Raw genomic sequence first — 22,617 nt, 5'->3', positions numbered from 1 at the left:
GGGAATGGGGTCGGGAGCATGCAATGGTAGCCGGCCGGCGGTGCCCGGCCCGTAAGGACAGACACCGGCACCGCATCAGGAGTTCTGGCTCAGCGCGCTCGACAGCAGCCGGGCCGTGATGTCGACGATCGGGATCACCCGCTCGTAGGCCATCCGCGTCGGTCCGATCACGCCCAGCGTGCCGACGATCTGGCCATCGACCCCGTAGGGCGCGGTAATGACGGCCATGTCCTCCAGCGGCACCAGCTGGCTTTCGCCGCCAATGAAGATCTGCACGCCCTGCGCGTGGCTGGACACGTCCAGCAGCTGCAACAGGCTGGTCTTGTGCTCGAACACGTCGAAGAGCCGGCGCAGCTTGTCCATGCTCGACGACAGGTCTTCCACCTCCAGCAGCCGCCGCTCGCCCGAGATGACCACCTGCTCGGTATTGTCCTCGGCCATCGCGCTGCTGCCGGCCTCCACGGCGGCCTGCATCAGCGACGACATGTCTCGCCTTAGCGCCTGCAGTTCGCCGCGCAGATGGTCGCGCACGGCATTGAAGCTCATGCCCGCGTAGTGGGTGTTGAAGAAGTTGGCGGCCTCGATCAGCTGGGCCGGGGTGTACGACAGTTCGGTCTGGATGATGCGGTTCTGCACGTCGCCCTCTGGGCTGACGATGATCAGCAGGATGCGCTTGTCCGACAGCCGCATGAATTCCACCTGCCGGAACGCCTGGGCGCGCCGTGGCGTCATCACCACGCCGGCAAAGCGCGACAGGTTCGACAGCGTATGGGCCGCCGCCGTGATCATCCGCTGCGGGCCCAGTTGCTGGCTGGCCATCTGCCCCTGGATCTCGTCCTTCAGGCCGGCCAGTTCGGCGTTCAGGCCGGGCGGACCTTCCAGCGGGCGCGCCGTCAGCATCGTGTCGACGAACAGCCGGTAGCCGCGGGGCGTGGGAACCCGGCCGGCCGACGTATGCGGGCTGGCAATGAAACCCATTTCCTCGAGGTCCGACATCACATTGCGGATGGTCGCCGGCGACAGGTCCAGACCCGAGTACTTCGACAGGGTCCGCGAGCCCACGGGCTGCCCCTCGGCGATGTATCGCTCGATCAGGGTCTTGAGCAGCGTTTTAGAACGTTCGTCCATGATGCTGGGGATTTTAATCAAAACTGGCCCGTTCGGGCGTCCGCCCGCGCATGGCGGGCGCACGATCGCTGTCGGCCGGCAGGTGCCGCCGGCACCCGTTCCGGCGGCGCCGGGCCGAAGCTGGCAATGGGCATCCCGGTATGTTCTAATCCCGCCATGTCTGCCCCCTCAAAGACCAGCGCCCTGCGCGCTCCGTTCAAGACCGTCGCCCTGGTGGGCAGGCATTCGACCGCCGGTATCGAAGGCCCGCTGGAAGAACTGGCGTCCTGCATCTTGCGCAATGGCCAGGATGTGGTGTTCGAGCGCGAGACCGCCATGGCGACCGGACTGACCGGCTATCCGGTGCTGAGTCCCGACGAAATCGGCCGCGAGGCCGACGTCGCCGTGGTGCTCGGGGGCGATGGCACGCTGCTGGGCCTGGCCCGCCAGCTGGCCGGCCACGAGGTGCCGGTGATCGGTGTCAATCATGGCCGGCTGGGCTTCATGACCGACATTCCGCTCGAGGACGTCACCCGGACGCTGCCCGAAATGCTGGCCGGCCGCTACGAGGCCGAATGCCGCATGCTGCTGGAATCGCGCGTGATCCGCGACGATGCCGTCATTTTCTCGGCGCTGGCGTTCAATGACGTGGTGGTGAACCGCTCGGGCATCTCGGGCATGGTGGAACTGGCCGTCTCCGTGGACGGTTATTTCATGTACAACCAGCGTTCGGACGGCCTGATCGTGTCCACGCCCACCGGCTCCACCGCCTATGCGCTGGCCGCCGGCGGCCCGATCCTGCATCCCACGCTGTCGGGCCTGGTGCTGGTGCCGATCGCCCCGCACGCCCTGTCGAACCGGCCGATCGTGCTGCCGCACGACGCCGAAGTCACGATCGAGGTAGCCAGCGCGCGCGATGTCAGCGTCAACTTCGACATGCAGTCGCTGGCGTCGCTGCTGCCGGGCGACCGGATCGTCGTGCGCCGCTCGGCCAAGACCGTCAACCTGCTGCACCCGCTGGGCTACAACTACTACGCCACGCTGCGCAAGAAGCTGCACTGGCACGAGTATCCGACCGAAGACAACCGGCTCTGAGCCCGCCCTTCCCCGTATCCCGCCTGACGCCACCAACCGCCCAAGATGCTGCGCAGCCTGTCCATCCGCGATTTCGTCATCGTCGACACGCTCGACCTCGACTTTTCGGCCGGATTCACCGTATTTACCGGCGAAACCGGCGCCGGCAAGTCGATCCTGATCGATGCGCTGGCCCTGGTGCTGGGCGAACGCGCCGATGCCGGCGTGGTCCGTGAAGGCGCGGCGCGCGCCAGTATCAGCGCCACGTTCCTGACCCATCCCGCGCTGGATGCCTGGCTGGCCGAGCGCGAACTGGCCGGCGACGACGACACCGTGCTGCTGCGCCGCACCGTCGATGCCTCGGGCCGCGGCAAGGCGTTCATCAACGGCGCCGCCGCCACGCTGGCGCAGCTGCGCGAGGTGGGCGACCAGCTCGTGGACATCCACGGCCAGCACGCGCACCAGCAACTGCTGCGCCCGGACGCCCAGCGGCACCTGTTCGACGCCCACGCCGGGCTGACCGAGCAGGCCGGCGCGGTGGCCGAGGCCTGGCGCGCCTGGCGTGCCGCGCGCGCGCAGCGCGAAGCCGTGGAACACCAGTCGCGCGAGATGCAGCTCGAACGCGAGCGGCTCGAATGGCAGGTGGGCGAGCTCGACAAGCTCGCGCCGCAAGCCGGCGAGTGGGAAGAGATCCAGGCCGAGTACAACCGCCTGTCGCATGCGGCCGGCCTGATCGACGGCAGCCGCGCGGCGCTCGACGCGCTGTCCGAATCCGATGGCGCCGTGGCGTCGGTGCTCAACGGCGTGGTGCACCGGCTGCAGCAGCTTGCCGATGTCGATGCGGGCCTGCGCGACGTGCTGGCCGCCCTGGAACCGGCGCTGGTGCAGGTCGAGGAGGCCGCCCATTCGCTGACCCGCTACGTGGACCGGCTCGAACTCGACCCCGAGCGGCTGCAGGCCGTGGAAGAACGGATGCAGGCGCTGCACACCACGGCACGCAAGTACCGCCTGCCGCCGGAGCAGTTGCCCGACGAACTGCTGGCCCGCAAGCAGCAACTCGACGACCTGCAGGCCGCCCAGGACATCAACAAGGTGCTGGCGCGCGAAGCCGCCGCCCGCGCCGCCTACCTGACGCTGGCGCAGCATCTGTCGGCCGCCCGCAAGGTGGCCGCCGCCGCCCTGTCGGCCGCCGTCACGGATGCCATGCAGGGGCTGTCGATGGCCGGCGGCACATTCGCCGTGGCCCTGCACCCGCTCGAAGAAGGCCAGAGCCACGGGCTGGAACAGGTGGAATTCCTGGTCGCCGGCCACGCGGGCGTCACAGCGCGGCCGCTGGCACGCGTGGCATCGGGCGGCGAACTGGCCCGTATCAGCCTGGCGATCTCGGTGATCACCAGCGAGGCCGCGCCCACCCCGACCCTGATCTTCGACGAGGTCGACACCGGCATCGGCGGTGCCGTGGCCGAGGTGGTGGGCCGTCGCCTGCAGGAACTGGGCCGTTCGCGCCAGGTGCTGTGCGTGACGCATCTGCCGCAGGTGGCCGCGCAGGCCGGCGCCCATCTGCTGGTCAGCAAGGAAAGCAAGACCGACAAGGCCGGCGCGGTCACGCGTTCGCGCATCCGCCTGCTGGATGCCGAAGGCCGCGTCAGCGAGACCGCGCGCATGCTGGGCGGCGCCACGGTCACGGCCACGACGATGCAACACGCCGAAGAGATGCTGGCGCAGGGTGCCCGCGCCGCGGCGCAGGCGGCCAATGCGCCGCGCGAAGGCGGCGGCAGGAAGCCGCGCCGCGCGGCGGGCTGAGCCCCATCGCCCGTGCAAACCGGCCCCCACGCAAACCAGGACAGGAGTTTCAAACCGATGACCCATGGCAAGCTGCCATCCACCCGCCGCACCACGGTTGGCCCGGTGGTTGTACCGACCGCCGGCCGGTTCGCCCGTCACCTGGGTGCCTCCGTACTGGTGGCGCTGGGCCTGACCGCGCTGACCGCCGTGTCGGGCTGCGCTTCGGAATCGAAGTCGTTCGCGCCGCCGCGCGGCAGCATTACTGACGACCGTGCCATCGGCGACATCCTGGTCAAGTTTGCACCGCCGGAGGTCACGGCATCGGAGGATGCCGGCAAGCTGCTGGCCGAGGTGCAGGGTCCGGTGCGCTACGTCGTCAAGCGGCCGATGTCGGGCGGCGTCTGGCTGGTGACGGCGATCACGGCATCGGCCGATGTCACGCTGGATCAGGCCGTGGCCACGCTGCAGGCGGCGCCGCGCGTGGCATCGGCCACGCCCGACCGGATGCTGCGCCCGCATCGCGGCAAGCCGGTCAGCCGCGACATGCCCAACCCGTAAGCCCAAAGCCCAAGGCACCCGGCGCGCAACGCCAACCATACTGATTTATCAGCAGTTCTGTCAGCAGTCCGCATCAAACGTTCTCCACGGGAGTGCAGATGTCGTACGCAACGCTGAAATTCCGCAAAGGTTCGATCGCGCCGATCTTGCTGGCGATGGCGGCCGGCGCCCTGCTCGGCCTGCCGGGGGTCTCCCGGGCCGACGCCATGCCGGCGGCATCGGCGTCAGCATCAGCATCGGCTGCCGCGCCCGCCCCGGCCGCCTTGGCCCGCATCGGACGACCGGCGCCACGCTACACCGGCAACTACATCGTCCGCTGGCGCGACGTCGGCCAGACCATCGACACCAGCGCCGACACCACGCGCATGCGCCGCGTGGAATCCAATACCGGCCTGGCGCTGTCGGTCAGGCGGCCGATGGCCAACGCCATGCAGCTACTGACGGTCAAGGACAGCCGCGGCGACGATCCGGAAACCGTGGCCAGGCGGCTGCGCCAGGACCCGCGCGTGGCCGATGCCGTGCCCGACCGCTGGCTGCAACTGCACGACACCGTACCGAACGACACCGATTTCGCGACCCAGTCGCTCTATATGGGATCGCCCGTAGTGACGCCCGGCGCGGCCAACCTGTCGCGCGCCTGGGACCGTTCGCGGGGCAGCGCCAGCGTGGTGATCGCCGTGGTGGACACCGGCTATCTCGATCACCCCGACCTGGCGGGCCGGCTGGTTGCCGGTTATGACTTCATCAGTGCCACCTCGGTATCGGTCGATGGCGACGGACGCGACACCGACGCGCATGACCCCGGCGACTACGTGCCGTCCGGCAGCACCTGCCCCGACGGCTCCGGCGCCACGGACAGCAGCTGGCATGGCACGCGCGTGGCCAGCGTGCTGGGCGCGGCGACCAATAACGCCAGCGGTATCGCGGGGGTCGACTGGAATGCGCGCATCCAGCCGGTGCGGGTGTCGGGGCGCTGCGGCGCCCTGCTGTCCGATACGGTCGATGGCATGCGGTGGGCGGGCGGCCTGACCGTGCCCGGGGTGCCGAACAACCCCACGCCGGCCAAGGTGGTCAACGTCAGCCTGGGCGGCGGCACCTGTTCGAGCATCGAGCAGCAGGCCGTGAACGACCTGAACGCCGCAGGGGTGATCGTGGTGGCCGCCGCCGGCAATTCGGCCGGCGCGGTCGAGGCGCCGGCCGACTGCGCGGGCGTGATCGCCGTGACGGCACACGCCAACGATGGCGAAAACGCCAGCTTTGCCAACGTGGGCCCGCAAGTGACCATCAGCGCGCCCGGAGGCGGCTGCGGCAACTCCAAGGTCATCGTTTCCAACAACGTGGCGACAGGCTGCACGGGGGGCCAGTCGTTCATCCGCACGCTGTCCAACGCGGGCACGGCCGGGCCGACCACCTACAACATCATCAGCTCGCAGGGCACCAGTTTCTCGGCGCCAATGGTGTCGGGCGTGGTGGCGCTGATGCTGGCGGTCAACCCGGCGCTGACGCCCGCCCAGGTCACCGCGGTGCTGAAGAACACCGCACGCGCCCATCCGGCGGGGACGTACTGCACGCGCAGCGGCAACACCGGCAAGTGCGGCGCGGGCCTGCTCGATGCCGACGCCGCGCTGGCGGCGGCACCGAATCCGCCGTCCACCGGGTCCACATCGACCAGCACGGCCGCCGATAGCGGGGGTGGCGGTGGCGGTGGCGGTGCGTTCTCGCCGTGGAGTGCGGCGGTGCTGCTGGGGATCGGGCTGGTTGGCTTCGGCACGCGGCGGCGGGCGCTCCAGTAGACACAATCGCGACGCCAGCGCCGGCCCTCTCCCCCGCCCCTCTCCCGCGCGCGGGAGAGGGGAGAACACCCGAGGCATGCCCTGCGCCACCGGCTTGCTCCTGCGGGAGAGGGGAGAACACCCGAGGCATGCCCAGCGCCACCGATTTACTCCCCTCTCCCGCAAGGCGGGAGAGGGGCCGGGGGAGAGGGCAGGCCTGCCAATCAGCGCCGCCGCTGGCCCCAAGAGGGCCCGCCAATCAGCGCCGCCGCCCCCACCACTCCTGCAACAGCCAGCACGCCAGGCCGGCCACCGCGCCGGCCGCGTGCGCGCCGCGTACTACGCCGAAGCCCCACGATGGATCGAACACGATGGCCGCCAGCCATGACTGTTCGATCCAGACCTTGCCCAGCACGATCACGCACGTCACCACGCCGATCCCGCGCGACCACCCGGGGGCCTGCAGCAGCCGCAGTGCCGTCCAGAGCGCCAGGCCGTGCGTGGCGCCGGACAGTCCGCCGTACCAGCCCACCTCGGGCATGCGCAGCAGCGCCACCTGCACCGCCACGCCGCAGATCAGCAATACCGCCAGCATCTCGCGGACACGGGCCACGCGGCCGGCAAGCAGCAGCAGGCCCGCCGTGGCGGCCACGTCGGACAGATAGTGGCGCCAGTCCAGATGCGCCCACATCGCCGTCAGCACGCGCCACCATTGGCCGTCCAGACGCACGGCGTCACGCACATAGAGCCCGTGCGCGTGCCACCACGGCACAAAGGTGAACAGCCCGGACACGGCCGCCACGCCGGCCACGGTGGCCAGCATGGCCGGCCATCCGGGCAGGCGCGGTTGCTGAGTGGGCGATGGCCCCAATGGCGGCGGCGCGGCCGGCGACCGCTGCACGGCGCTCATCTGCGCCTCAGCGTTCGCCGAACACCGATTGCCAGAGCGCGCGCACCGACGCGGTCTGCCCGGCCACGCTGTCGGGCGCCACACGCGCCTGGTCCTGGCCGTCGAGCCGCAGCTTGTGCTGGCGCGCCCGGAACAGCCGGTAGGCATCGCCCACGGCCAGCGCCAGCCCGGCGTCGATCAGGTTCAGCACGCCGGCCATGCGCAGCAGCGCGATATTGCCCGCGTTGCGCGTCAGTTCCGGATGCGCGCCGCTGTGCAGCAGCACCAGGTATTGCACCGTGAATTCGATATCGACCATGCCGCCGCGATCGTGCTTGAGGTCGAACAGCGCGGTCGGGTTGGGATGGCCCTCGGCCACCTTCGCGCGCATCTGCACGATTTCCTCGCGCAGCGCCACGGCATCGCGCGGCTGGCGCAGGATCTCGTCGCGCAGGTCCTCGAACCGGTTGCCGATGTCGCGGTCGCCGGCGCAGAAGCGGGCCCGCGTCAGCGCCTGGTGCTCCCAGACCCATGCGGTATTGTCGCCCTCGCGCAGCTGGTAGCGCCGGAACGCGTCGAAGCTCGTCACCAGCAGCCCCGCCGCCCCGTTCGGCCGCAGCCGCGTGTCCACATCGAACAGCATGCCCGCCGCCGTATGGCTGGTCAGCCAGGTGATCAGCCGGCGCGCGTACGCGGCGTAGACGTCGGGCGCGCGTTCATGGTCGTCGTCGTACAGGAAAATCAGGTCCAGGTCCGACGCGTAGCCCAGTTCCTTGCCGCCCAGCCGGCCGTAGGCGATGACCGCGAAACGCGGCGACTCGCAATGGCGCGTGGCCAGCTGGCGCCACACCACCTGCATGGTGACCTCCAGCATGGCATCAGCCAGGTCCGACAGGCGGTCGGCCACCTGCTCCACTGTCAGCAGCCCCTGCAGGTCCTGCAGCAGGATGCGGAAGGTCTCGGCATGGTGCTCGCGGCGCAGGATGTCCATCTGCGTTTCGACCTGCCCGTCGGACGCCTGCAGCCGCTCCGACAGCCGCTGGCGGAAACCGGCCCAGTCCGGCGCGCTGGCCAGCGCATCGCTGTCCAGCAGTTCGTCGAGCAGCTGCGGATGCCGGGTCAGGTAGGTGGCCGCCCAGCGCGACGCGTGCAGCGTCTGTGCCACGCGATCCATCGCCTGCGGGTATTCGGACAGCAGCGACAGGTAAGAGGCCCGGCGGCTGATCGCATCGAGGAAGTCCAGGAAGCGCGCGATGGTGGCGTCGGCATCGTCCTGCTTGACCGCCAGGTCCAGCGCACGGTTGACCAGCAGATCGAAGCGGCCGCGGCTGGTTTCCGACAGCGCGCGATAGCGCATCGACGTGCCGATGGCCCGCAGACGGTCGTAAAGCCCGGTGCAGTCGCTGAAGCCCGCCGCCTGCAGCGCCTGGCACGGCGACGACTGCGGATCGGTCTCGTCGTCATCGTCGCCCGGGTTCGACTGCGTGGCGCGCGACGCCATTTCCTCGCGCACCAGCGCCGGCCACAGCGGCTCGTTCTGCGCCGTCTCGCCGTCGGCGAACGGATCGGCAAAGGTGGCTTCGAACTGCTGCGCCACCTGGTCCATCAGCGTGTTCATCTGCGCGACCAACGCGTCCCAGCCTGCGCAGCCCATCATCAGCGCCACGGCCTGGCGTTCGTCGTCGGACGTGGGCAGGTGATGCGTCTGGGCGTCGTCGCGGTACTGGAGCCGGTGCTCCAGCTGGCGCAGGAAGCGGTAGGCATCGGCCAGCTGCTCGGCCTGGCCAGCCGGCAGCAGGTTGCGCGCCACGGCCACGTCCAGCACTTCAAGGGTGGGTCGCACGCGCAGCGCGGGGTCTTGGCCGCCACGGATCAGCTGGAACACCTGGGCCATGAATTCGATCTCGCGGATACCGCCCCGGCCGAGCTTGATGTTGAACGATCGCTGGTTCACGCCATGGCCCGCCAGTCCGCCGCTGCGCTTGGCCGCTTCCGAACGGATCTGGGCGTGCAGCGAGCGGATGGCGGCGATCACGCCGTAGTCCAGGTAGCGGCGGAACACGAACGGCGTGGTCATGCGGCCCAGCAGCGCGGCGGCGCGCGCGGCATGCGGGGTATCGACGGTCGACACCACGCGGCCCTTGATCCATGCATAGCGTTCCCACTCGCGGCCCTGCACCACCAGGTACTCCTCGAGCATGCCGAAGCTGCAGACCAGCGGGCCGGCGTCGCCGTTCGGGCGCAGGCGCATGTCCACGCGGAACACGTAGCCGTCGCCGGTGACTTCCGACAGCAGCGTGATCAGCCGCCGGCCCAGCCGGATGAAGTATTCGTGGTTCGACAGGCTGCGCGACCCGCCGCGCGTGTCGCCATCCTCGTCGTAGAGAAAGATCAGGTCGATGTCGGACGACACGTTGAGCTCGCGCCCGCCCAGCTTGCCCATGCCGACCACCACCAGTTCCTGCACCTCGCCGCTCTGGTCGCCGGTGGGCTGGCCGAAGGTGGCCGCCAAGTCGTCGCCAAGCACGCGCAGGCCATACTGGATCGACAGTTCGGCCAGGTCGGTCATGGCGCCGGTGATCTCGGCCAGCGTGGCCAGCCCGCGCAGGTCCCGCTCGATCACCACGCACATGACTTCGGCGCGCAGGCGCCGCAGCGCCTGGCCCGCGGCGGCCTCGGCATCGGCCGATGGCGCGTGCAGGGCCTGCAGGCGGGCTTCCATCCATTCGCGCGTGATCGGGCCGGCCACGGCCTGCGCCACCACGCCAGGCAGCCCCGCGCGCGCGGCCAGCACGCGCCGCGCGTAATGCGAGTACGCCGCCGAGTACAATACGTGACCCTCGCAATCGGCGGGGGTCAGTCCCTGCGCCGTCATCGTGGCAAAGGCCCCCTGGGCCATGTTGCCGATCGGTCCGGCGGCGCCCGGCGATGCCAGGATCGAAGTGGTTCCGGCGCCATCCAGGGGGTGCTGCGGGCCAGTCGATGCCGGGGCGGTGCCCGCGGCGGAACTCGTCGGATCAGGGACAGTCATTCCAGTTACTTTGCTTTATCGGGCAGGCGCCGTAGAGACCGCGGTGGCGCTTGCGCGCACCACTTTGGAGAGCGGCTAGTATTGTCGGATAATCTGCGCATGTCCAGCCGCCCCACCGCCCCGGACGACGGTTCCGCATCCCCCCGCGCGGGCAGTGACGGTACCGCCGCGGTCGCCGCTCCCCCCGCTTCGCAACACGCCGCGCCCGGCCGTGGCCGGCGCGTGCTGGCGCGCGTGCGCAAGGGACCGGGCCTGGTCTGGCAAGGGCTGCGCGCGCTGGCGCGGCACCCGGCCTGGGGCCGGCTCTGGCGCATGCTGGTGCGTATCGTGGCCGTGCTGGCCGCGCTGGCCATCGTCGCCGTCCTGCTGATCCGTTTCGTGCTCTGGCCGCAGGCCCACACCGCGCGCCAGTGGCTGGAGCAGCAGGGGTCCGCCGCGCTGACCGCCAATCTCACCATCGGCCAGCTCGATACCTACTGGGATGGCTGGCATCCGGCGTTCCGCGCCAGCAACGTGCAGGCGGTGGACCGCGACCGCCGCATGCTGCTGTCGGCCGGCACGCTCGAAGGCAAGCTGTCCTGGCAATCGGTGCCCGCACTGACCTTGCAGTTCGCCAGCCTGACGGCAGACCGCACCGACGTGCTGATCCGTCGTACCGACAAGGGCGCGCTGCTGGTGGCCGGGGTGCCGATCGAGGCCACCAGATCGTCCAGCGAGGACGATCCGTTCCTGAACTGGCTGCTGTCGCAGGGCCGTATCGAGCTGAAAAGCGGCAAGCTGCGCTGGCTCGACGAAAAGGCGAAGCTGCCGCAGCTCGATGTGGCCGACATCCACTTCACGTCCGAACGCCACGGCGTGCAGCACGCGGTACGCCTGGAGGCACGGAGCGCATCGCTGGCGCCGCAGCCGCTGGTCTTCCAGGCCAGCCTGCGGCACGACTACCTGCATGGCGCCGGCAACTGGCGGCATTGGGCCGGCCAGGCCAGCTGGGCCTTCAACCAGTTGCAGCTGCCCGTGGTGCAGCGATACCTGGCGGTCTTCGACAATGTCAACAGCGGCGTCTTCAGCACCGACGGCACCGTGGAAATCCGCGGCGGCCATGTGCTGCGCAGCCAGCTGCGGCTGCGCGCGACGGGCGTGGACCTGCTGCTGACGGGCGCCACCGAGCCGCTCAAGCTGACCAACGCGCAGGCGCTGCTGCTGCACAAGGGCGATCGCACGGGCAACAACTCGCTGACCATCGACACGCTGCTCTGGCAGGGCGAACCGCAGGCCGGGCCGCCTTCCGCCACCGATGCGTCGTGGCGCGACGGCATGCGCAAGGTCACCATCGACTGGGCCCGCGACAACGCCGGCCAGTTGCGCAAGTTCGCGCTGCGCGCCCCGACCTTCGACCTGAACACGGTGCGCGCGCTGGCCACGTCGATGCCGATCGATACGGCCATGCTGCGCCAGTTGCGCGCGCTGCAGCCGGCCGGCCATATCGACAACCTCGACGTCACCTGGTCGCGCGAGCGGGCGGGCCTGCTGTCGCGCGGGCCCGGCGCGCCGCACTACACGGTGCAGGGCACGCTGCGCAGCGTATCGGTCAACAGCCAGCCGGCGGTGCCGGCCGTGGGCCCGGACGGCAAACCCCACACCGGCACGCCCGGCTTCAGCCGCCTGTCCGGCAATTTCAGCTTCGACGACCGCCAGGGCACGGCGCGCGTGGACAGCACCGGCGCCACGCTGAGCTTCCCCGGCGTATTCGACGACCCGCTCGTGCCGTTCGACGAACTGCGCGGCGAAGTGCGCTGGCGCCATGACACCGACAACAAGCTCGTGGTGACCACCGAAGGCATCCGATTTGCCAACGCCGACACCGCCGGCACGGTGCGCGGCAGCTGGCGCGCGGGCGGCGACGGCCATAGCGGCATTGCCGACCTGTCCGGCGAGCTGGATCGCGCACTGGCCAACCGTGTGCCGCGCTACCTGCCGTCAACCATGCCCGCCACGCGCCACTACCTGGAAGGCGCGCTGGTCGGCGGCGAGGCCTACGACGTGAAGTTCCTGGTCAAGGGCGACCTGTACCACTTTCCGTTCCACCCGCCGTTCGCCAAGGCCGGCGACTTCCGCGTGGAAGTGCCGGTACGCAACGTGAGCTACCAGATCGCCCCGCATGAGACGGGCCCGAACGTCGGCGGCACCGCCGGCGGCAACGGCGCGGGCGCCAACGCCGCCGCCGGCATGGCCTGGCCCGATTTCACCGACATCTCCGGTGACCTGCTGTTCGAGCGCAGCACGATGTCGTTCCAGGTCAAACAGGCCGGCGTACGCGGCATTCCGGGGATCGTGCTGCGCGACGTCGGCGGCAGGATCGACGACCTGAGCGACCACGGCCACCTGGCGGTCGACGGCGGCGCCACCGGCCCGGTGCAGGGCTTCCTGCGCTATGTGGCCACCACGCCGGTCAGGGGCTGGACCGCCAGCGTGACCGATAACGCGCGCGCGCCGGGCCACGGCGAACTGAAACTGAAGCTCGACCTGCCGCTGAACCATGCCGCAGGATCGAAGGTCAACGGCGAATTCCGCTTCCCCGGCAACGACGTGACGCTGTTCCCGGAGCTGCCCACGCTGTTCGGCGCCACCGGCGCGGTCGCCTTCGACGAGCACGGCTTCCAGCTGCACAATGTGCGCGGCCGCTTCCTGGGGGGCGAAACCCGCCTGACCGGCGGCACCCAGCCGGACGGCACCACCCACGTGGCCATTGGTGGCACGGCCACGGCACAGGGCCTGCGCGATGTCCTGGGCGCCGGCGCCGCGGCGCTGGGCAAGCGCATCGAGGGCAGCACGTCCTACAGCGCCGTGGTAGGCGTGCGCGACAAGCGCCTGCAGGTGCAGATGGCCTCCGATCTCAACGGGCTCGCGCTCGACCTGCCGCCCCCCCTGGCCAAGCTGGCGGGACAGGACCTGCCACTGCGCTTCGACCTGCGCCCCTCGGCCACCCGCGCCGGGCTGGACGACATGACGATCCAGTTCGGCAACAATGCCGCCGCGCGCTACGTGCTGCGCCGGGGCGACACGACCGAAGTGATCGCGGGCGGCATCGGCGTCGGCCAGCCTGCCCCACTGCCGGCCAGCGGCGTGACCGTGGCGATCAACACCGACCGGCTCGACGTGGACGCCTGGCGTTCCGTGCTCGCCCCGGCGTCGAACGACCGCCAGCCGGCCGGCGACGTGGACCGTTCGTCACCGTTCCTGCCCGAGCGCGTCAATGTGCGCACCAAATCGCTCGATGCCTTCGGCCGCGTGCTGAACGACGTGACGATCGACGCCAACCGCGAAGGCGGCGGCTGGGTCCTGCAGATGGCATCGCGCCAGATCACCGGCAACGGCCAGTGGCGGCGCGACAGCACCAATCCGGCCGGGTCGCTGACCGTGCGGCTGTCGCACCTGGACATCCCCGACGCCACCGACGACGGCCACATGACCGAGGCCATCACGCGCAGCGTCGAGGAAATGCCCGCGCTGGACCTGTCGGTCGAGCGGTTCGTGCTGCATGGCCGCGACTTCGGCAAGCTGGAGGTCAAGGCCCATACCAGCCATACCGACAACCAGCCGGTCTGGACACTGGACAGCCTGAGCATCGAGCAGCCGGGCGCCACGCTGACCGGCAGCGGCAGCTGGCGCCTGCCGCGCCGCCTGCGCGAGGCGGCGGCACAAGGCAATGTCTCGCCCACCGAAGGCCGCCGCACGCTGCTCAACTTCAAGCTCGACGTCCGCAACGCCGGCGACGTGCTGGACCGCTTCGGCCTGCCCCACACGGTGCGCGACGGCAAAGGGTCGCTGGAAGGCCGCATCGCGTGGCGCGGGTCGCCGATGTCGATCGACTACCCGACCCTGTCTGGCCGGCTGAACCTGAGCCTGGAAAACGGCCAGATCCTCAGCGTGGAACCGGGCGCGGCGCGGCTGCTGGGCGTGCTGAGCCTGCAGAGCCTGCTGCGCTTTGCCACACTCGACTTCCGCTCGCTGGCCAGCAAGGGGCTGGTGTTCGACGACATCACCGGATCGGGCACCATCGAGAACGGCGTGGGCAAGATCGACGAATTCCGCTTCAAGGGCAGCCAGGTGATGGCCTCGATGACCGGCACGGCGGACCTGCTTCATGAAACGCAGGACCTGCAGGTGGCCGTGGTGCCGCGCATCAACGCCACCACCACATCGGTGGCGGCCGCGTTCATCAACCCGGTGCTCGGCATCGGCACGCTGGCGGCCCAGTTGCTGTTCGCGGACGAGGTCTCGAAGGTCTTCACGCAGCACTATCATGTGAGCGGATCGTGGGCCGACCCCAAGGTCACCAAAGTGGAGGACAATAAGTCGCGCCAGGCGCCGGTTCAGGACCGTTCGGGCATCTTTACCCGCTGAAGCCGCGCGATCCGGTCCTCTGCCTGCCCCCACGACCCCTCCCCGCCCCCACCCGATACAGGAAGCCACGATGACCGCAGCCCATCCGTTCCGCGTCGCCGCCATCCAGACCGTGACGGGCACGTCGCTCGACGACAACCTTGCCCGCGCCGACGCGTTGATCGCGGAAGCCGCCCATGGCGGTGCCGGCCTGGTATTGCTGCCCGAATACTTCTGCATGATGGGCCGGCATGAATCGGACAAGGTAGCCATCCGCGAGCGCGACGGCGACGGCCCGGTGCAGCGATTCCTGGCCGATGCCGCGCGCCGGCACCGGATCTGGCTGGTGGGCGGCACGCTGCCGATGTGGTGCGCAGACGACAATCGCGTCTACAACGCGTCGCTGGCCTTCGACCCGCACGGGGCACGCGTGGCCCGCTATGACAAGATCCACCTGTTCGGCTTTACCAGGGGCGACGAGAATTTCGACGAATCGCGCACGATCCTGGCCGGCAAGACGCCCGTGGCGTTCGATGCGCCCTGTGGCCGCGTGGCGATGTCGATCTGCTACGACCTGCGCTTTCCCGAGCTGTATCGCGGCCTGGCAAAGGGCGGCGAAGGCGTCAGCTTGATCCTGATGCCGGCTGCCTTCACCTACACCACCGGGCAAGCCCACTGGGAAATCCTGCTGCGCGCCCGCGCCATCGAAAATCAATGTTATGTGCTGGCTGCTGCACAAGGCGGCAAGCATGAAAACGGCCGCCGCACCTGGGGGCATTCGATGCTGGTGGACCCGTGGGGCGAACTGATGGCCGTGCTGCCCGAAGGCGAAGGGGTGGTGTCGGGCGTGGTCGATCCGGCCCGGCTGGCCGAAGTGCGTCAGAACCTGCCGGCGCTGCGCCATCGCGTACTGTAGGATTCAGGGCATTACTGTTTGCATTTCCCCGTGGCCCGGGTCGCCATGGGGTTCAAGACAAGGACAATCATGAACGCCGGAGATCTCGGAATTCGCAACCTGGCCACCGCGCAACAGCTGCTGCTGGCACCGTACGGCCTTGACGAGGCCACGCTCCAGCGCGTGCTGGCCGACATCTTCACGCACAAGGTGGACTACGCCGACCTGTACTTCCAGCACACCCGCAACGAGGCGTGGAGCCTGGAGGAAGGCATCGTCAAGTCGGGCAGCTTCAGCATCGACCAGGGCGTGGGCGTGCGCGCCGTATCGGGCGACAAGACCGCCTTTGCCTATTCGGACGACATCAGCCTGGCTGCGCTGTCGCAGGCCGCCGCGGCCACGCGCACGATCGGCCGCGCCGGCAGCGGCCGCGTCAAGGTGGCCGGCAGCATGGCGTCGCATACGGGCCGCAACCTCTACGCGCCCAACGACCCGCTCGATTCGATGACGGCCACCGAAAAGGTGGCGCTGCTGGAAAAGATCGAGAAGCTGGCCCGCGCCAAGGACCCGCGCGTAGTACAGGTCATGGCCGGCCTGGCCGGTGAATACGACGTGGTGCTGGTGGCGCGCAGCGACGGCGTGATCGCCGCCGACGTGCGCCCGCTGGTGCGCGTGTCGGTCACGGTCATTGCCGAACAGAACGGCCGCCGCGAGATCGGTTCGTCCGGTGGTGGCGGCCGCTACGCGTATGGCTACTTCACCGACGACCTGCTGCGCAAGTACGTGGACGAGGCCGTGGCGTCCGCGCTGGTCAACCTGGAGGCGCGTCCCGCCCCGGCCGGCGCAATGACCGTGGTGCTGGGCCCGGGCTGGCCCGGCGTGCTGCTGCACGAAGCCGTGGGCCATGGCCTGGAAGGCGACTTCAACCGCAAGGGCTCGTCGGCCTTCGCCGGCCGGATGGGCGAGCGCGTGGCCGCCAAGGGCGTGACCGTGGTGGATGACGGCACGATCGAGAACCGCCGCGGATCGCTGAACCTGGACGACGAGGGCAACCCGACGCAGTGCACCACGCTGATCGAGGACGGCATCCTGACCGGCTTTATCCAGGACACGCTCAACGCGCGCCTGATGAAGATGCCGGTCACCGGCAACGCCCGCCGCGAAAGCTACGCCGCGCTGCCGATGCCGCGCATGACCAACACCTACATGCTGAACGGCGACCGCGACCCGCAGGAAATCATCGCCAGCGTCAAGCGTGGCCTGTATGCCGTGAACTTCGGCGGCGGCCAGGTGGACATCACCAACGGCAAGTTCGTATTCTCGGCCAGCGAGGCCTACATGATCGAGGACGGCAAGATCACGTACCCGGTCAAGGGCGCAACGCTGGTCGGCAACGGCCCCGAATCGCTGAAGGACGTGACGATGATCGGCAACGACATGCGCCTGGATTCGGGTGTGGGCGTCTGCGGCAAGGAAGGCCAGAGCGTGCCGGTCGGCGTGGGCCAGCCCACGCTGCGCATCGAGAACATGACGGTGGGCGGCACGGCCTGACTGCCCGGACAGCCTGACCTTGAGACAGCGGCCGCATCAGCGGCCGTTTTCTTTTTCCGGCGCGATATCAGGGCCTGACCTCGTACACGAGGTTGAACGGCGTCTGCGCCGCGCGCCGGAAGCCGTGGAAGCCGCCCTGCTCCGCCACGCCGCGCAGGCGCGCCTCGCCCGCCTGCGCGCCCAGGCACATCGCCCCTTCCTGCGAACGCGACCCCGGCGTGCAGATGAACGTCGACGCCGAATAGAACACGCGCCCCACGGGGTTCAGGTTGTCCTGCAGGTTGTCGTTGGCAAACGGCTCGACAATCATCCAGCAGCCGTCTGGCTTCAGGGCGTCCCGGATATGGCGCGCGGCGCCCACCGGATCGCCCATGTCGTGCAGGCAGTCGAATACCGTCACCAGATCGTAGCCGGCGCCCGGAAATTCCTTGGCCGACGCCACCTCGAAGGTCACGCGGTCGCCCACGCCGGCGCGGCGCGCGGCTTCGGCGGCATGGCGGATCGACGGCTCGTGGTAGTCGAACCCGCGAAATGTGGCCAGCGGGAAGGCCTGCGCCATGATGATCGTCGAAGCGCCATGGCCACAGCCGACATCGGCCACGGCAGCCCCGGCCGCCAGCCTGGCTTCCATGCCCGACAGCGACGGTATCCACTCGCTGACCAGATGCGCGGCATAGCCGGGCCGGAAGAACCGCTCCGTGCCATGGAACAGGGCAGGATCGTGCTCGTGCCAGCCGAGGCCACGGCCATTTCGGAAAATGTCGATCATCTTCGGGATGGCACGAAATTGCGCTACGGCAATCTGGAACGCCCCTGGAATGAAGGCCGGACTGCCCTCCTGCGCCAGCGCGAACGCCTGCTCTTCGGTCAGCGAGAACATGTCGGTGGCCGCGTCGTATTCGACATAGCCGCTGGCGGCTTGCGCCGACAGCCATTCGCGCAGGTAGCGCGGGTCGGTGCGCGTTTTTTCGGCCAGCATGGCCGCCGTCATCGGCTTTTCCGCCATGGCCTTGTACAGGCCCAGCTCGTCGCCCACCACCACCGTCGCCGCGTGCATCACGGCGCCAAGATCCTGGACGAACCGCTCCATGAAGGCGTTCAGCTTTGTTTCATCGACAGACATGATCGGCACCTCCCCTGCTCCACTTTTCTTGTTCGGTGCGCGCGGCAGCACGCAATACCAATATAGGCAGCAGGGATACTCTGCATTTGCTTAAATCTGTTGCACCTGCCGCTTGCCAGCGCCGTGGAAACGCGCTATAAAGATGCTTCGTTGTCGCGCGGGCGGCGGCTGCATCCGGCAGTTTTCGGGATTGCGGCGCAATAAAATGCCCAGCACTCTCGCGCCGCAGCATAAATTTCACGCATCAGCGTAAAACCGACACAAGCTCGCTACAGCCGATCCGATTTCCGCCATGTCCGCCAAGTTTTACTTTTACTTCTTTTGGCATCTCACACCGCTGGCGGATAGAGAGGGACAGCTGTAGGCAGCCCTGAATACAAAGAAACCGCCAGCGAACCTGGCGGTTTTTTTATGCCCGCCGGTCGCCACGCAGAACCCCAACCAGACCCACGACCTCACAAGACCCGGAGCCATCATGCTGAAGAACACCGACGACCTGCGTATTCGAGAACTCAAGGAACTGCTGCCGCCCGCGCACCTGATCCGCGAGTTCGCCTGCTCCGAGGCGGCGTCCGACGTGATCTATGGCGCCCGCCAGGCCATGCACCGGATCCTGCATGGCATGGATGACCGCCTGATCGTCATCATCGGACCGTGCTCGATCCATGACACGCGCGCGGCCCTGGAATACGCCAAGCTGCTCAAGGTGCAGCGCGACCGCTTCGCGGGCGAGCTGGAGGTCGTCATGCGCGTCTATTTCGAAAAGCCGCGTACCACGGTGGGCTGGAAGGGGCTGATCAACGATCCGCACATGGACGGCAGCTTCAAGATCAACGACGGCCTGCGCACCGCACGCGAAGTGCTGCTGAACATCAGCGAAATGGGCGTGCCGACCGGCACCGAGTACCTGGACATGATCAGCCCGCAATATATTGCCGACCTGGTCAGCTGGGGCGCCATCGGTGCGCGCACCACGGAATCGCAGGTGCACCGCGAGCTGGCGTCGGGGCTGTCGTGCCCGGTCGGCTTCAAGAACGGCACCGACGGCAACGTGAAGATCGCCGTCGATGCGATCAAGGCCGCCTCGCAGCCGCACCATTTCCTGTCGGTGACCAAGGGCGGCCACTCGGCCATCGTGTCGACGTCTGGCAACGAGGACTGCCACATCATCCTGCGCGGCGGCAAGACGCCGAACTACGACGCCGCCAGCGTGGCGGAAGCCTGCGACGCCATCTCGAAGGCCGGCCTGGCCGCGCGCCTGATGATCGATGCCTCGCACGCCAACAGCAGCAAGAAGCATGAAAACCAGTTGCCGGTCTGCGAGGACATCGGCCGCCAGGTGGCTGGCGGCGACCAGCGCATCATTGGCGTCATGGTGGAATCGCACCTGGTGGCCGGCCGCCAGGACCACGTCCAGGGCACGCCGGTGGAGAACCTGACCTATGGCCAGTCGGTCACCGACGCCTGCATCGGCTGGGACGATTCGCTGTCGATCCTGGAAACGCTGTCCAATGCGGTGAAGCAGCGCCGCCTGGCCACGGGCAGCGGCAACTGACTGGCTGTCATGCGACAAGCGGCAACGCCGACCTTCCGGTCGGCGTTGTTTTTTGGACGCGCCGCAACAAAAAACCGCCCCGGAGGGCGGCTTTCGATGGGTGCGACGGCAACCAGGCAACGTGCGGGCGCTTACTTCTTCAGGACCAGGTCGCCCTTCAGCGAACCGATATAGGCGGCGATATCCCGTAGCTCGGCGCGCGTGAACGGACGCGGCTTGCCGTCCTTGCCGGTCACGGCCGGGTTGCTGTTCACCTGACCGGCCATGATGGCATTGGTGCGGCCCACCAGCGGGTTGCCGCTGACCTGGTAGGACGCCAGCGCGTGATAGAGGTAGTCCGGATGCTGGCCAGCCAGCTTCGGATAGTCGGGCGAGATCGGCGCGTTCAGGTCCTTGCCGTGGCAGGCCACGCAGCCGCCCTTTTCCACGAGCGCCTTGCCGGCCGCGATATCGGCCGCCGAGGCGGACATGGCAGAAACGCCAAGCGCGACGGCACCCAGCACGAACGAAACAGCTTTCAGCATCTTCATGATCAGGGCCCTTTTACTTGAGCGGATTGTTCTGCGTGTCGCCCTTCTGCTGCGAGTAGTACGCAGCCACGGCGGCGATGTCCTGGTCGGACAGGCTGTCGGCAATCCCCCGCATGGTCGGATGCTTGCGATCACCCTTCTTGTAGCCGTGCAGCGCGTTCTCGATGTACTTGGCGCTCTGGCCGCCAAGCATGGGCACCTGATAGACCTCGGGGAACGACGCACGATAACCCGGAATGCCATGGCAGCCGATGCACATGGCCACTTTGTCGCGGGCGGTGTCGACATTGCCCTTGTCCTGGGCATGCGCTGCCGTTGCGGCCGCGCCCAACACTACCATCGTGAGGAGCTTTTTCATTTTCGTAGCTGATTGGGAAGTGTTAAACCGCGTGTGACCTGCCCCTGATTGGGGCGCCAGACGGCGTGCTACGAATGGGGATGGGGAGCGGATTGCCGGAGATCTGCCACGGGCGAAGCCGGTCAGACAAAGGCGCAGCCGGGGCGATATGCTGATGTGCCGCGGTGCTCTAACACCATTCTGCAACCATCTCGCGCTGTTGCCGCCTCCCGGTGATCTGCCATGTCTCTGGTGACAGAACTGCCGGGCGTGAGGAGGATATTGACTGGGGGGCGCGTCAAACCGGCGCATTGTACCGCAGCGTGCACGCGCCAGTCCACGGCGTGCGCCTTGGGGTGAGCCCCACTGAACGCGAATGTCGATCTGCTCTTATACTGGCCCATTCCGGCCGAATCTGGGGTTGTTGCCGCCCGTTGTTGCACGATTTCGGCCCAGCCGGTTGTTGTTTCCCATTGTCATTCGACCGGCCTGCCTGGCAGGCCGGCAGCGATACACCCAGGTTGCCTCATGTCCACCTCCGCCAACGCCAATCCGTCCCAGCAGGTCAAGTTCGAAGGTAGCGCCCAGTATGTGGCCACCGACGACCTGAAGCTGGCCGTCAACGCCGCGCGCACGCTGCAGCGCCCGCTGCTGATCAAGGGCGAGCCCGGCACCGGCAAGACCATGCTGGCCGAGGAAGTGGCCGCCGCGCTGGGCATGCCGCTGCTGCAGTGGCACATCAAGTCGACCACCAAGGCCCAGCAGGGCCTGTACGAATACGATGCGGTGTCGCGCCTGCGCGACTCCCAGCTTGGCGACGACCGCGTCCACGACATCAAGAACTACATCGTCAAGGGCGTGCTCTGGCAGGCCTTCGAAGCCGAGCAGCCCGTGGTGCTGCTGATCGACGAGATCGACAAGGCCGATATCGAGTTCCCGAACGACCTGCTGCGCGAACTGGACCGCATGGAGTTCTACGTCTACGAGACGCGCGAACTGATCAAGGCACGCCATCGCCCGCTGGTCATCATCACGTCGAACAACGAAAAGGAACTGCCCGACGCGTTCCTGCGCCGCTGCTTCTTCCACTACATCAAGTTCCCCGACGCCGAAACGATGCAGCAGATCGTTGACGTCCACTACCCCGGCATCAAGCGCGAGCTGGTGGCCGCGGCGCTGGAGGCGTTCTATGAGATGCGCAACCTGCCGGGCCTGAAGAAGAAGCCCAGCACGTCGGAACTGATCGACTGGCTCAAGCTGCTGATGGCCGAGGACATCCCCGCCGAGGCATTGCGCAGCCCCGACCGCAAGGCCTCCATTCCGCCGTTGCATGGCGCTTTGCTTAAAAACGAGCAGGACGTGCACCTGTTCGAGCGCCTGGTGTTCATGAACCGCGCCAACCGCTGACCGACATAGGCGAATGACGATGACGAAATTCGTCCAGCCCGTCACGCTGACCGGGCAACACGCCACGCTGGCGCCGCTGTCGGCCGGGCACCTGCCCGGCCTGCGCGAGGCCGCCGCCGACGGCGAACTGTTCCGCCTGTGGTACACCAGCGTGCCCACCCCCGAGGGCATGGCCGCCGAGATCGAGCGCCGCCTGGGCCTGCAGGCGCAGGATTCGATGCAGCCGTTCACGGTGCTCGATGCCGATGGCCGTGTGGCCGGCATGACCACGTACATGAATATCGACGGCAAGAACCGCCGCGTCGAAATCGGCTCCACGTGGTACGCCAAGCGCGTGCAACGTACCGCGCTCAACACCGAGTGCAAGCTGATGCTGCTGCGCCACGCGTTCGAGACGCTCGACTGCATCGCGGTGGAATTCCGCACGCACTGGATGAACCACCAGAGCCGCGCGGCCATCGCGCGCCTGGGCGCCAAGCAGGACGGCGTGCTGCGCAACCATCTGCGCATGCCCGATGGATCGTTGCGCGACACGGTGGTCTTCTCGATCATCGCCAGCGAATGGCCCACGGTGCGCGCGCATTTGCAATACCAGCTCGAACGTCCGCGTTGATCGGAGT

At 68.3% G+C, this 22,617-nt stretch carries 16 protein-coding genes; 10 read left to right on the top strand and 6 right to left on the bottom strand.

The window, feature by feature from the left end; all coding sequences use genetic code 11:
- Positions 1-75: 75 nt before the first annotated feature.
- Positions 76-1,128: a heat-inducible transcriptional repressor HrcA gene (gene hrcA / locus AC3FJ6_RS07200; RefSeq protein ID WP_400394952.1), complete on the bottom strand. Its 1,053-nt coding sequence runs from the start codon at positions 1,126-1,128 to the stop codon at positions 76-78.
- Between the two features lie 156 nt (positions 1,129-1,284).
- On the opposite strand from hrcA, the gene AC3FJ6_RS07195 reads away from it, so the two are divergent.
- The 4 genes from AC3FJ6_RS07195 (at position 1,285) to mprA (ending at position 6,317) form a co-directional block, all read left to right on the top strand.
- Positions 1,285-2,202 carry an NAD kinase gene (locus AC3FJ6_RS07195; protein ID WP_400394951.1) on the top strand — a complete coding sequence of 306 codons (918 nt, stop codon included), beginning with the start codon at positions 1,285-1,287 and terminating at the stop codon, positions 2,200-2,202.
- A 45-nt stretch (positions 2,203-2,247) separates the two neighbouring features.
- Positions 2,248-3,984: a DNA repair protein RecN gene (gene recN, locus AC3FJ6_RS07190; RefSeq protein WP_488771273.1), complete on the top strand. Its 1,737-nt coding sequence runs from the start codon at positions 2,248-2,250 to the stop codon at positions 3,982-3,984.
- A gap of 57 nt (positions 3,985-4,041) precedes the next feature.
- Positions 4,042-4,524, top strand: coding sequence for a hypothetical protein (locus AC3FJ6_RS07185; protein ID WP_254775842.1), 483 nt, complete (start codon positions 4,042-4,044; stop codon positions 4,522-4,524).
- A gap of 206 nt (positions 4,525-4,730) precedes the next feature.
- Complete coding sequence (mprA, locus tag AC3FJ6_RS07180; protein ID WP_488771371.1) at positions 4,731-6,317, top strand: MprA protease, GlyGly-CTERM protein-sorting domain-containing form; 1,587 nt, start codon at positions 4,731-4,733, stop codon at positions 6,315-6,317.
- 238 nt (positions 6,318-6,555) lie between these two features.
- On the opposite strand, the gene rrtA is transcribed toward mprA, so the two are convergent.
- The gene (rrtA, locus tag AC3FJ6_RS07175) at positions 6,556-7,119 is read right to left on the bottom strand and encodes a rhombosortase (protein ID WP_488771370.1); all 564 of its coding nucleotides are present in this window, start codon (positions 7,117-7,119) and stop codon (positions 6,556-6,558) included.
- 94 nt (positions 7,120-7,213) lie between these two features.
- Positions 7,214-10,084: a bifunctional [glutamate--ammonia ligase]-adenylyl-L-tyrosine phosphorylase/[glutamate--ammonia-ligase] adenylyltransferase gene (gene glnE / locus AC3FJ6_RS07170; protein ID WP_488771369.1), complete on the bottom strand. Its 2,871-nt coding sequence runs from the start codon at positions 10,082-10,084 to the stop codon at positions 7,214-7,216.
- A 231-nt stretch (positions 10,085-10,315) separates the two neighbouring features.
- Between glnE and AC3FJ6_RS07165 the strand changes: the two genes are divergently transcribed.
- From AC3FJ6_RS07165 to tldD, 3 genes are all read left to right on the top strand, one after another.
- Positions 10,316-14,620 carry a YhdP family protein gene (locus AC3FJ6_RS07165; protein WP_488771272.1) on the top strand — a complete coding sequence of 1,435 codons (4,305 nt, stop codon included), beginning with the start codon at positions 10,316-10,318 and terminating at the stop codon, positions 14,618-14,620.
- 70 nt (positions 14,621-14,690) lie between these two features.
- Positions 14,691-15,515 carry a carbon-nitrogen hydrolase family protein gene (locus AC3FJ6_RS07160; protein WP_488771271.1) on the top strand — a complete coding sequence of 275 codons (825 nt, stop codon included), beginning with the start codon at positions 14,691-14,693 and terminating at the stop codon, positions 15,513-15,515.
- A gap of 69 nt (positions 15,516-15,584) precedes the next feature.
- Entirely contained in the window at positions 15,585-17,045 is a 1,461-nt protein-coding gene (tldD, locus tag AC3FJ6_RS07155) for a metalloprotease TldD (RefSeq protein ID WP_153947635.1), read from the top strand.
- Positions 17,046-17,112: 67 nt separating this feature from the next.
- On the opposite strand, the gene AC3FJ6_RS07150 is transcribed toward tldD, so the two are convergent.
- A complete protein-coding gene (locus tag AC3FJ6_RS07150) occupies positions 17,113-18,168 on the bottom strand; it encodes a class I SAM-dependent methyltransferase (RefSeq protein WP_488771269.1) in 1,056 nt (351 codons plus the stop codon).
- 475 nt (positions 18,169-18,643) lie between these two features.
- On the opposite strand from AC3FJ6_RS07150, the gene aroG reads away from it, so the two are divergent.
- Positions 18,644-19,723, top strand: a complete 1,080-nt coding sequence (aroG, locus tag AC3FJ6_RS07145; protein ID WP_153947633.1) for a 3-deoxy-7-phosphoheptulonate synthase AroG — start codon at positions 18,644-18,646, stop codon at positions 19,721-19,723.
- Positions 19,724-19,854: 131 nt separating this feature from the next.
- On the opposite strand, the gene AC3FJ6_RS07140 is transcribed toward aroG, so the two are convergent.
- Both AC3FJ6_RS07140 and AC3FJ6_RS07135 read right to left on the bottom strand, forming a co-directional pair.
- Entirely contained in the window at positions 19,855-20,253 is a 399-nt protein-coding gene (locus AC3FJ6_RS07140) for a c-type cytochrome (protein ID WP_488771267.1), read from the bottom strand.
- Positions 20,254-20,266: 13 nt separating this feature from the next.
- A complete protein-coding gene (locus tag AC3FJ6_RS07135) occupies positions 20,267-20,611 on the bottom strand; it encodes a c-type cytochrome (protein ID WP_066738862.1) in 345 nt (114 codons plus the stop codon).
- A gap of 507 nt (positions 20,612-21,118) precedes the next feature.
- Here AC3FJ6_RS07135 and AC3FJ6_RS07130 point away from each other — a divergent pair.
- Together AC3FJ6_RS07130 and AC3FJ6_RS07125 are read left to right on the top strand one after the other, a co-directional pair.
- On the top strand, positions 21,119-21,997 hold the full coding sequence (locus AC3FJ6_RS07130; protein WP_488771266.1) for an AAA family ATPase: 879 nt from the start codon (positions 21,119-21,121) through the stop codon (positions 21,995-21,997).
- A gap of 19 nt (positions 21,998-22,016) precedes the next feature.
- Positions 22,017-22,610, top strand: coding sequence for a GNAT family N-acetyltransferase (locus AC3FJ6_RS07125; RefSeq protein ID WP_488771265.1), 594 nt, complete (start codon positions 22,017-22,019; stop codon positions 22,608-22,610).
- The last annotated feature ends 7 nt before the right edge of the window (positions 22,611-22,617 follow it).

This window comes from Cupriavidus sp. 94F1, from assembly GCF_057798875.1.
This window is presented reverse-complemented; position numbering and strand designations above follow the sequence as displayed.